Origin of the sequence: Streptomyces sp. NPDC047853, from assembly GCF_043204535.1 — a bacterium.
Taxonomy (GTDB): domain Bacteria; phylum Actinomycetota; class Actinomycetes; order Streptomycetales; family Streptomycetaceae; genus Streptomyces.
The window spans coordinates 1-10,698 of sequence record NZ_JBIDCI010000041.1; the positions used below are offsets into that span (position 1 = coordinate 1).

Below are 10,698 nucleotides of genomic sequence, written 5' to 3' on the forward strand. Positions count from 1 at the left end.
CGAGCCGACGTGCTCTTCGCGATGCTCCGCGACGGCACCTTCTACGAACCCCAACCCGCCCCATCAGCTTGACCAAACTCATAGGGGCACCCCCCAGCCGGTCCCCGACCGGCCTCAGCGCTCACCCGCGAGGTCCAGATCCCCCTTGCTCGTCCCGGCCACGCCCTCAGTGCTCCGGGGACGGCGCCACGGACGCGGGATCGGCGGCGACACCGCACGCCACCACGGCTCCCCCGGCAGCTCCCCCGCCGGCTCGAACGGCTCACCGGGGCGGGGGGACGCCACCGCCTGACCGACCTCCTCGGCCGCGTCCCTCGTCCACTCCCCCGGCTCCGCCCACGCGTGCGGCGCCAGGTTGAAGGTGCCCCAGTGGATCGGCAGCAGGGCACCGCCCGGCCGGCCTCCCTGGAGGTCGAGGTGGGCGCGCAGGCCCTCCTCGGGCGTCATGTGGATGTCCGGCCAGAAATCGGAGTACGCACCCAGCTGGATCATCGTGGCGTCGAACGGGCCGTGGGCGGCGCCGATCTCCCGGAAACCGTCGAAGTAGCCCGTGTCCCCGCTGTGGTAGATCCGGTGCTCCGCGCCGACGACGACCCAGGAGGCCCAGAGGGTGTGCTGGGTGTTGCGCAGGCCGCGTCCGCAGAAGTGGCGGGCCGGGGTGGCGGTGAGGGTGAGTCCGCCGACGCGCGTCGACTCGTGCCAGTCCAGTTCGCGCAGCCGGCCGGCGGACACGCCCCAGCGTTCGAGGTGCGCGCCGACGCCGAGCGGCACGGCGAAGAGGGTGTCCGTGCCGGCCAGCGCCTTGATCGTGGGCATGTCCAGGTGGTCGTAGTGGTCGTGGGAGATCACGACCACGTCGACCGGGCCGAGCGCGGCCAGGGGCACCGGGACCGGGTGCAGGCGCTTGGGGCCGGCGAAGGGGAACGGGGAGCAGCGCTCGCCCCAGACGGGGTCGAAGAGCACCCGCTGCCCGTCGATCTCGGCGAGCACGCTGGAGTGCCCCATCCAGGTCAGCCGCAGTCCGGTGGCGGGCGGGCGGGCGAGGTCGGCCAGCGTGGTGGCGTGCACCGGGACCGTGCCCCGCGGGGCACGCCTGCCCCGCGACTCCCGGTCGAAGTAGGTCTTCGCGAACTCGCGGGCCGAGCCGGAGGGGCGGGTCCGGGCGGTGCCCCCGGGATTCTGGAAGACGCCGTCGCGGAAGTGCGGCGACCTGCGGATGCGCGCCATGCGCTCACCGCTCGGGTCCGCGCCGAAGGCGGCGGGCCGCGGTGCGCTGAGCCCGGCGCTCGGGGAACGGAAACCGGCCACGGTACCTCCAGGTGGAGTAGGTCAGGCTCTCATTATCGTCTCGTCCGACATCACCACGAACGCCGGATGTCACATCCGCGTTCCCTCCCTCCGTCGTACCGGTGAGGGCGCCCCGCCGGAGCGCCCGCCGCACAGCGGCACGACCGACGGTCAGGAAGGCGGCCCCCATGGCCCGCGTATCGCTCACCCCTCCCCGGACCCTCCTCCTGCGCTTCGCGGAGTGGTACTCCCGGCGCACCTACGGCAAGGTCCTCGACCCCGCCAGGGCGCTCGCCCACAACCCGCGTGTGCTCCTCGGCGACCTGCGCTTCGAGCAGTCCGTGGCCAAGTGGAACAAGCTGGACCCCGACCTCAAGGCGCTCGCGGTGATGGCCTCGGCGGCCTCGATCGGCTGCTCCTGGTGCATGGACTTCGGCCACTGGGAGAACGCCGATCGGGGCATGGACCGGCGCAAGCTCCACGACGTGCCGATGTGGCGGGAGAGCGACGCCTACACGCCGGCGGAGCGGGACGTCATGGAGTACGCCGAGGCGATGACGGCGACCCCTCCCACCGTCGACGACGACCTCGCCGCGCGGCTGCGGACCCGGTTGGGCGAGCCCGCGTTCGTGGAGCTGACCGCGATGGTCGCCGTCGAGAACCTGCGCTCCCGGATCAACGCGGCGCTCGGCCTGACCAGCCAGGGCTTCAAGGACTCCTGCGACCTTCCCGAAGCGGGGCGCGGCGGCGTGGCCGGGGCCGCCGCCGGCTGACCGGCCGGGCCTGCGGCCGCCACCGCACGTCCGGGGCCTGTATAGGGTGACGGGCGTGGCGAGAGTCCGGTTGAGTGTGGCGGAGCGGCGCGAGGAGTTGCTGCGCGCGGCCATCGAGCAGATATCGGCGCGGGGGGTGGCGGCGCTGCGCATCGCCGACGTGGCCGCCGCGCTCGGCGTCAGCAACGCGTTGGTGCTCTACCACTTCTCCACCAAGGAGAAGCTGGTCGCCGCCGCGTTCACCCACGCCGCCGAGGACGATCTCGCTCATCTGCGCAGGCTGCTGGGCCGCCGCACGTCGGCGCTGCGCCGGCTGCGGGCGGCCGTACGGTGGTACGCCCCCACCGGGCAGGCCAAGGGCTGGCGGCTGTGGATCGAGGGCTGGGCGGTGGCGCTGCGCGAGCCCGCGCTGCGGAGCGTCACGCTGGAACTCGACCGCCAGTGGAAGGCGGCGATCGCCGCGGTCATCGCCGAGGGCGTGGCCGCCGGGGAGTTCCGCTGCTCCGCGCCCGAAGCCGCCGCGCTGCGTCTGACCGCGCTGCTGGACGGACTGGCCGTGCAGCTGACCTCGTACGGGGGCTCGGTGTCGCGGGCCCGGGCCCAGGAGTGGATGGACGAGGCCCTCGCCCGGGAACTGGGTCTGGAGCGGGAGGCCTTGACGACGCCCCGGCGCCGGCCCGGCCCGTCCCCCGCCGGCGCGACCGGGACCCCGTAGCCCGGGCCCGCCGGACGGCTGACGCGGAACGCGAGACGGCGATCTTCCGCCCTCAGGCCACCGTCGCGATCCGCCCCCTGATGTCCTCCGCCGAGAGCGTCCCCTTGGCGATCACGTGGTCGCCCGAGGACTCGCCGCGCAGCCGGCGGCCGATCCACGGGACCAGGAACTCGCGGGCCCAGTGGACGTCGTCCCGGCGGACGTCCAGGGTGCCGCGCGGCGGCAGCGGGGGCCAGGGCTGGTCGGGGTCGGCCGGGACGGGCAGGCCGAGGATCTGGCCCGCGCGCAGCGCCACGCGCGTGTGGCCCTCCGGCGACAGGTGCAGCCGGTCGGCGTCCCACGCCCTGCGGTCCTGCACGGTCCGGAGCGACCACAGGTCGAGCACGGGGCAGCCGTACCGGTCGGCGATGGCCCGGACGTGCCCGTTGTACGTGGCGATCTTGCCGCGCAGGCGCCTGAGGACGGGCACCCCGCGGGTGTCGAAGCCGGTCGTCACCAGCACCGTGCCGGCCGCGGCGGTCAGCGCGGCCACCGCCTGCTCGAACCGCTCGGCCACCTCGTCGGGGTCGGTACCGGGCCGGATGATGTCGTTGCCGCCCGCACAGAACGAGACCAGGTCGGGGGCGAGTTCGACGGCCCGCGGCACCTGCTCGGCCACGATCCGGTCGAGCAGCCTGCCGCGTACGGCGAGGTTCGTGTACGTGAAGTCGCCCTCGGGGCGCCGGTCCGCGAGCAGTACCGCGAACCGGTCGGCCCAGCCGACGAACGACCCGTCGGGGCCCCGGTCTCCGACGCCCTCGGTGAAGCTGTCCCCCACCGCCACGTACGACCCGATCACTGTTCCGTTGTCACTCTTCGAATCGTCTGCCACGTCGGCCCATGATTCACCTTCGAATGTGACCTACGCGACCGTAGAAAGGGTTGACGGGCGGTGAGAAAGACCACGCCTAAAGTATTCGCCAATTCAGGAATACGCGCGGTCCGGATACGCCCGGTCCGGATACGCCACGTGCGGATACACCGCGTCCGGATACAGCGAAGGCCGGACCCGGGGATCGGGGTCCGGCCTTCGGTGGCGCGGGAGGGCGCGTCAGTTCCTCGTCAGAGGGAGACGCCGTGGGAGCGCAGGTACGCGACCGGGTCCACGTCCGAGCCGTAGTCCGGGGTGGTGCGGATCTCGAAGTGCAGGTGCGGGCCGGTCACGTTGCCGGTGGCACCCGAGAGGCCGACCTGCTGACCCGCCGTCACGGACTGGCCCGCGGAGACGGAGAGGGAGGAGAGGTGGGCGTACTGGGCGTAGTGGCCGTCGGCGAGCTGGATGACGACCTGGTTGCCGTACGCGCCGCCCCAGCCCGCGGAGACGACGGTGCCCGCGCCGACGGCCTTGAGGGAGGTGCCGGTCGGGACGACGAAGTCGGTGCCGGTGTGGTAGCCGCTGGACCACATGCTGCCGGTCTGGTGGTACGGGGTGCCCAGGGTGCCGCTCGGGACGGGCGACACGAAGCCGCTGCCGGCGGACTGGGTGCTCGTGTTCGAGGACGCCGAGGAGTCCGAGGAGTCGGCGGAGCTCTTCGCGGCCTCCGAGGCCTTCTCGGCCGGCTCGGCCTTCGCGGGGGCCGGCTTCTCGGCCGCGGCGGGCTTCTCGGCGGCCGGCTTCTCCGACGGGGCGGAGGAGGACGGGGCCGAGGACTGGGCGGCCCGGCCGTCGACGGCGAGCTTCAGACCGGGGTGGATCAGCGACGGGTCCGAACCGACGGCCTCGCGGTTGTCCGCGTAGAGCTTCTTCCAGCCGCCGTCGACGTCCTGCTCGTCGGCGATCTTCGAGAGGTAGTCACCGCTCTTCACGGTGTACGTCCGCGCGTCCCCGTTCTTCTCCGCGCCGGCGGCCTTCTTCGTCGACGCGGCGACGGACTGCACGGACTGCACGGGCTTCTCGGAAGCGGACTGCGCGGGAGCGGCGTGGGCCCCGGCGGCGCCCATCAGCGGAAGCGCGAGCGCGGCGCCACCGGTTCCGGCGACGGCGATGGCACGGGTCAGGCGCATGGCCCTGGTACGGCGGTGCTTACCCTTGGCGGGCATGGCGAATTCCTCTCCGGCGCCTGCGAGGTGAGCTGTCGGGTGCGAGCTGGAGATGCCCGGCCGCGTCGGGACGCGGCTTAACCCCAAGCCGTTCCGGGAACCGGAACAGGCAGTTCTACCTGTGGGTCCCCCGCTCCTGCCGTGTACGGGTGGTCGATGAGTGCGGGCTCCGGTCGGCGGCAGGATTAGGCGTCCGTCCGGATCGGTGGTGAACGTAAGCGACCAGGACGCGCAGCGACAAGCGACAGGTTGCGCCGACCGGTGTTCCAAATGATCCTTTGTGGGAATCGTCGGTCACCCTCCGTCGAAGCGCGCCACGTCGACTCGGGTAAAGGTCCTTGAAAATCGGCCGCATTACGTGGACATGCCAGGCAACGCACCGTCACGGATATGACGCTGCTCACGCGCCGTACCTCCAGCCCCTTTTATTTCCGCGCCAGTTGGAACCAAAGCGCCAATACGGACAGAAGGCGCAGATGCTCCACTGTCGGACGTCCCGGCCACCGAAGTCGCGGGACCGTGCCGTATCTTCGAGTGAAGCCCGGCGGCGAGCAGCGCCGACGGGGCGGAGTGGGAGGAGCCCCCGTGACGCAGCAGGTCCCGTCGACCGAACCCGAGCTGGCCGGTGTGCGCAACTTCCGTGACGTGGGCGGCCTGCCGACCGTGGACGGACGGCGGGTACGACAGGGAGTGCTGTTCCGCAGCGGTCACCTGGCACACGCCACCGGAGGGGACGCCGCGTTCCTGGCCTCGCTGGGCCTGCACACGATCTTCGACTTCCGCAACGCGGCCGACCAGAAGCTCGAAGGGCCGGACATCGAGCTGCCGGGCGTGCGCAATGTCAACCTGCCGCTGAGCGACCCGGCCGACGGTGCCGAGTTCTGGAAGATGGTCCGCGACGGCGACCTGGACCAGCTCCGCGAGATCCTGGCCGGCGACAAGGGCGCCGAGCGGATGATCGGCTCCTACCGCCTGATCATCAAGGAGCGCACGGCGGAACACTCACGGGTGCTGCACGCGCTCGCCGAGGACAGCGTCCCGGCCCTGATGCACTGCGCGGCCGGCAAGGACCGCGCGGGCCTGTCGATCGCGATCACCCTCCTCGCCCTGGGCGTCGAGCGGGACGCCATCGTCGAGGACTACCTGAAGTCGAACGCCACGCACCGCCGCTACAAGGTGCGTCGCAGCAGCTCCGCCGCCTCCGCCTACTCCCCCGAGGTCATGGAGCTGCTCAGCCCGCTGTTCGACGCGCGCGCCGAGTACCTCGCGGCGGCCCTGGAGACCGTCGAGCAGACCTGGGGCGGAGTCGACGCCTACCTGGAGCAGGGCCTGCGGATCACTCCGGAGACCCGGGAGCGGCTGCGCGAGCGGATGCTGGACTGAGGGGTCCGCTCACCGGCTGCCGGCCCCCACCTCGAAGAGCAGGTAGATGAAGGCCGCGAAGAGGTGCCCCACCACGAGGTAGATGAAGAGCCGCACCCACACGGCCCGCGGAAACCTGTCCTGCATCTTCATGGCATCTCTCCAGGGGTGGGGTGGGGCGGCGTGGTGGCCGGTCCCAGGCAGAGCGCCGCCGACGGGCTCTGCAGCAGCGTGTGGACGAAGAGCAGCTCGACGCCGTCGGCGTCCTGGGCGGCGATCCGGTGCGGGGTCAGCGAGTCGAAGTGCGCGCTGTCGCCGGGACCGAGCCGGTGCACGGTCTCCCCGAGGCGCAGCCGCAGCCTGCCCCGCAGCACGTGGAGCCACTCCTCACCGGGGTGCACCCGCACGATGTCGCCCTGCGACCCGTGCGGCACGCGGACCCGCAGGGCCTGCATACCCCGGCCGGACCCACCCGCCTGCCAGTACGTCCAGCCGCCGGCGGACGTCGGCTCCATCGCCTCGGCGCGCACGACGGCGTCCCGGTCCGCGGCCGTCTCGCCGAGCAGTTCCGAGACGGTCGTACCGTAGACACGGGCGAGGGAGAGCAGCATCGGCAGCGAGGGCTGCCGCTGCCCGGTCTCCAGCCGGGAGAGGTGGGCGGGCGACAGCCCGGCGGCACGGGCCGCCGCCTCCAGGGTGAGGACGGCCCGCCGCCGCAGTTCGCGCAGCCGGGGTGCGACGGCGGCGACCGATCCCTCGGCCGGGTCCGTCGCCTCGGAGGAGTTCATGCTCCCATTCAGCCCGAGGATTGCCTCACGGACAAGTTTGTTGCCTGTGAGGCAAAAACCCGGCTCAGCGGTTGGCCACCGCCTGCCGGACCAGGGTCTTGCCGAAGTCCCACATCAGGCCTCCGCCGCTGTGCGCGTCCTCCATCACCTCGGTGAAGGCGTCGACGAACCGGTCCGCGTCCGAGGTGTCGATGATCAGCGGCGGAATCAGCTTGATCACCTCCAGGTGGTCGCCGGACACCTGGGTGAGGATCCGGTGCCGCTGCAACAGCGGCACCACCACCATCTGTGCGAACAGCCCCTTCCTGGCCGCCTGCAGCATCGTCCAGCGGCTGCGCAGCCTGAGTGACCGGGGACGGCCGAACTCGATGCCGATCATCAGCCCCCGGCCGCGCACGTCGGCGAGCAGCTCGTAGCGGTCCACCAGCTCCGCCAGCCGGGACTTCAGGCGCTCCCCCACGGCGGCGGCGTTCGCCACGATCTCCTCGTTCTCCATCACGGAGAGCACCGCGAGCCCGGCCGCCATGGCCTGCGCGTTGGACCCGAAACTCGCCGAGTGGACCTGCACCCGGTCCATCGAGGAGTAGACCTTCTGGAAGATCCAGTCCTTGCCCAGGGTGGCGCCCACCGGCACGTAGCCGCCCGACAGCGCCTTGGCCACGCACACCAGGTCGGGCTCGACGCCGTCCTCGTGCTGGAAGGCGTAGAACGTCCCGGTCCGGCCCAGGCCGGTCTGCACCTCGTCGGCGATCAGCAGTGCCTTGTGCCGGTGCAGCAGTTCCTGCGCGGCGCGCAGGTAGCCGGGGGGCGCCTCGTGCACGCCCTTGCCCTGGATCGGCTCCACGACGAGCGCGGCCACGTCCCCGCGCCGCAGCTCCCGGGCCAGGGCGTCCAGGTCGCCGAGCGGGACGGCGGTGTCGGGCAGCAGCGGCGCGAAGCCGTCGCGGAAGCCGCTCTCGCCGTTGACGGAGAGCGAGCCGGTGGTCAGCCCGTGGAAGGCGTGCGTGCAGTACAGGACCCTCGGCCTGCCGGTGGCGTACCGGGCGAACTTCAGCGCGGTCTCCACCGCCTCCGTGCCGCTGTTGCCGAAGAAGACCCGGTCCAGGTGCGGACTGTAGGAGAGCAGCCGCTCGGCCAGCAGTCCGGGCAGCGGCGGGCAGTCGAAGCGGGTGAGGTCGGCCAGCGAGGCGTCGAGGACGTCGTGCAGCGCCTTGCGGACGACGGGGTGGTGGCGTCCGAGGCCCATCACCGCGAACCCGGCGAGCATGTCCAGGTAGTCGTTGCCGTCCGCGTCCCAGAAGTGCGCGCCCTCGGCCCGCTCGTAGACCTTGTCGAAGCCGATGGTGTGCAGCATGCGGGGCAGCTGGTGGTTGAGGTGCCTGGCGTGCAGTTCGTACCGCTCGGCTCCGCGCTCGGCCAAGAGCGCGGCGAGGTCGAACTCCTTGGTCATTCAGTTCTCTCCTTGCGCTGGCGGGACGGTCCGCCCGTCGCCGACGGGCCCTTCGGCACGTGCTCCGGGCTCGGCCGCGACGGCCAGGCTCGCGCTGATCCGGCCGGCGATGTCGACCGGCGTCAGCCCGATGTCGGCGAGCACCTCGGCGCGCTTGGCGTGCGCGAGGAACTGCTCGGGGATGCCGAAGCGGCGTACGGGCACGTCGACGTCCGCGTCTCCCAGGGCCAGGGCCACCGCCGAACCTACCCCGGCCGCACGGCTGTTGTCCTCGACGACGGCCACCAGGCGGTGCCGGGCCGCGAGCGGCGCGAGCGCCGGGTCCACGGGCTTGACCCAGCGCGGGTCCACGACCGTGCACCCGATGCCGCGGGCCTGGAGGAGGTCGGCGGCCCGCAGGCAGACGGGCGCCATCACACCGACGGACACCAGCAGCACCTCGGGCCGGTCCGGGGCGCGCAGCACGTCCATGGAGCCGGCCCGGCCGACGGCGGGGACGGCCGGGCCGACGGACTCCTTCGGGAAGCGCACCAGGGTCGGCGCGTCGTCGACGGCGACCGCCTCGCGCAGCTGGGCCCGGAGCTGGTCGGCGTCGCGCGGCGCGGCGATGCGCAGTCCCGGGACGACCTGGAGGACGGACAGGTCCCACATGCCGTTGTGCGAGGCCCCGTCGACGCCGGTGACGCCGGCCCGGTCGAGGACGAAGGTGACCCCGCAGCGGTGCAGGGCCACGTCCATCAGGAGCTGGTCGAAGGCCCGGTTGAGGAAGGTGGCGTAGACGGCGACGACCGGGTGCAGGCCGCCGGTGGCGAGGCCGGCGGCGGACACGGCGGCGTGCTGCTCGGCGATGCCGACGTCCCAGACCCGGTCGGGGAAGCGCTCGGCGAAGGCGGCGAGGCCGACGGGGTGCAGCATGGCCGCGGTGATCGCCACGACGTCGTCGCGCTCCTCGCCGATCCGGACGATCTCCTCGCCGAACACGGAGGTCCAGGAGGGCCCCGGGGAGGGTGTGAGCGGCGCGCAGGTGAGCGGGTCCATCGCGCCGACGGTGTGGAAGTGGTCCTCCTCGTCGCGCAGCGCGGGCTCGTAGCCGCGGCCCTTCTCCGTGAGGCAGTGCACCAGCACCGGCCCGTGGAAGCGCGCCGCGCGCCGCAGCGCGGATTCGACGGCCCCGATGTCGTGCCCGTCGATCGGGCCCAGGTACTTCAGCCCCAGGTCCTCGAAGAGGCCCTGGGGTGCGAAGGCGTCCTTGAAGCCCTTCTTGGCGCCGTGCAGTGCCTCGTAGACGGTGTTGCCGACCACGGGGGTGCGCTGGAGCACGTCCTTGCCCCACGCCAGCACCCGTTCGTAGCCGTCGGTCGTGCGGAGCGTCGCGAGGTGGTTGGCGAGGCCGCCGATGGTCGGCGCGTACGAGCGTTCGTTGTCGTTGACGACGATGATCAGCGGCCGGTCCCGGGCCGCCGCGATGTTGTTCAGGGCCTCCCAGGCCATGCCGCCGGTGAGCGCGCCGTCACCGATGACCGCGACGACGTGGCCCTCCCGGCCGAGGACCTGGTGGGCCTTGGCGAGGCCGTCGGCCCAGCCGAGGACGGTGGAGGCGTGGCTGTTCTCGATGACGTCGTGCTCGGACTCCTCGCGCGACGGGTAGCCGGACAGCCCGCCCTTGCCGCGCAGCTTCGAGAAGTCCTGACGCCCGGTCAGGAGCTTGTGCACGTAGGTCTGGTGGCCGGTGTCCCACAGGATGCGGTCGGCCGGTGACTCGAAGACCCGGTGCAGGGCGACGGTGAGCTCCACCACCCCCAGGTTGGGTCCCAGGTGACCACCGGTGCGGGCGACCGCGTGCACCAGGAAGTCCCTCGTCTCGCGGGTCAGTTCGCCGAGTTCCGTCTCGGACAGTGCCTTCAGGTCGCGTGGTCCCCGGATGTTCTCCAGCATCGTCACGCTCGGGCCCCCTTCGGTCCCTGCTGTTCAGTTCACGGTGACGGCCGGCTCCCCCGACGCGCCGTCCTTCTCCATCTGCTCGGCGATCTTCATGGCCTCCTCGATGAGGGTCTCCACGATCTTGGACTCGGGGACGGTCTTGACGACCTCGCCCTTGACGAAGATCTGCCCCTTGCCGTTGCCCGAGGCGACACCGAGGTCGGCCTCACGGGCCTCACCGGGGCCGTTGACCACACAGCCCATCACGGCCACCCGCAGCGGCACCTCCATGCCCTCCAGACCGGCGGTGACCTCCTCCGCCAG

The 10,698-nt window shown here is 72.2% G+C and carries 11 protein-coding genes and 1 riboswitch; of the genes, 3 read left to right on the forward strand and 8 right to left on the reverse strand.

Features of this window, described 5'->3' with window-relative positions; translation table 11 throughout:
• Positions 1 to 114: 114 nt before the first annotated feature.
• Positions 115 to 1,308: an MBL fold metallo-hydrolase gene (locus tag ACGF5T_RS35820; RefSeq protein WP_366769373.1), complete on the reverse strand. Its 1,194-nt coding sequence runs from the start codon at positions 1,306 to 1,308 to the stop codon at positions 115 to 117.
• 167 nt (positions 1,309 to 1,475) lie between these two features.
• On the opposite strand from ACGF5T_RS35820, the gene ACGF5T_RS35825 reads away from it, so the two are divergent.
• The gene (locus ACGF5T_RS35825) at positions 1,476 to 2,060 is read left to right on the forward strand and encodes a carboxymuconolactone decarboxylase family protein (RefSeq protein ID WP_366769372.1); all 585 of its coding nucleotides are present in this window, start codon (positions 1,476 to 1,478) and stop codon (positions 2,058 to 2,060) included.
• 55 nt (positions 2,061 to 2,115) lie between these two features.
• Positions 2,116 to 2,775 (forward strand): TetR family transcriptional regulator C-terminal domain-containing protein, encoded by a 660-nt coding sequence (locus ACGF5T_RS35830; RefSeq protein WP_356611935.1) that lies wholly within the window; start codon positions 2,116 to 2,118, stop codon positions 2,773 to 2,775.
• Positions 2,776 to 2,827: 52 nt separating this feature from the next.
• Here the strand turns inward: ACGF5T_RS35830 and ACGF5T_RS35835 are convergent, their stop codons facing one another.
• Positions 2,828 to 3,613 (reverse strand): SGNH/GDSL hydrolase family protein, encoded by a 786-nt coding sequence (locus ACGF5T_RS35835; protein ID WP_356611957.1) that lies wholly within the window; start codon positions 3,611 to 3,613, stop codon positions 2,828 to 2,830.
• Between the two features lie 263 nt (positions 3,614 to 3,876).
• Positions 3,877 to 4,854 (reverse strand): LysM peptidoglycan-binding domain-containing M23 family metallopeptidase, encoded by a 978-nt coding sequence (locus ACGF5T_RS35840; protein WP_366769371.1) that lies wholly within the window; start codon positions 4,852 to 4,854, stop codon positions 3,877 to 3,879.
• 4 nt (positions 4,855 to 4,858) lie between these two features.
• Positions 4,859 to 5,016, reverse strand: a riboswitch (cyclic di-AMP (ydaO/yuaA leader).
• A 423-nt stretch (positions 5,017 to 5,439) separates the two neighbouring features.
• On the opposite strand from ACGF5T_RS35840, the gene ACGF5T_RS35845 reads away from it, so the two are divergent.
• The gene (locus ACGF5T_RS35845; RefSeq protein WP_356611939.1) at positions 5,440 to 6,237 is read left to right on the forward strand and encodes a tyrosine-protein phosphatase; all 798 of its coding nucleotides are present in this window, start codon (positions 5,440 to 5,442) and stop codon (positions 6,235 to 6,237) included.
• A gap of 9 nt (positions 6,238 to 6,246) precedes the next feature.
• On the opposite strand, the gene ACGF5T_RS35850 is transcribed toward ACGF5T_RS35845, so the two are convergent.
• From ACGF5T_RS35850 to ACGF5T_RS35870, 5 genes are all read right to left on the reverse strand, one after another.
• On the reverse strand, positions 6,247 to 6,369 hold the full coding sequence (locus ACGF5T_RS35850; RefSeq protein ID WP_356611941.1) for a DUF6126 family protein: 123 nt from the start codon (positions 6,367 to 6,369) through the stop codon (positions 6,247 to 6,249).
• Positions 6,366 to 7,004 (reverse strand): XRE family transcriptional regulator, encoded by a 639-nt coding sequence (locus tag ACGF5T_RS35855; protein WP_356611943.1) that lies wholly within the window; start codon positions 7,002 to 7,004, stop codon positions 6,366 to 6,368. The genes ACGF5T_RS35850 and ACGF5T_RS35855 overlap by 4 nt, the downstream gene beginning before the upstream one ends.
• 64 nt (positions 7,005 to 7,068) lie before the next feature.
• Positions 7,069 to 8,454: an aspartate aminotransferase family protein gene (locus tag ACGF5T_RS35860; RefSeq protein WP_356611944.1), complete on the reverse strand. Its 1,386-nt coding sequence runs from the start codon at positions 8,452 to 8,454 to the stop codon at positions 7,069 to 7,071.
• On the reverse strand, positions 8,455 to 10,395 hold the full coding sequence (dxs, locus tag ACGF5T_RS35865) for a 1-deoxy-D-xylulose-5-phosphate synthase (RefSeq protein WP_366769370.1): 1,941 nt from the start codon (positions 10,393 to 10,395) through the stop codon (positions 8,455 to 8,457).
• Positions 10,396 to 10,422: 27 nt separating this feature from the next.
• Positions 10,423 to 10,698 (reverse strand): flavodoxin-dependent (E)-4-hydroxy-3-methylbut-2-enyl-diphosphate synthase (locus tag ACGF5T_RS35870; RefSeq protein ID WP_366769369.1); only part of this gene is annotated, 276 nt, incomplete at its 5' end.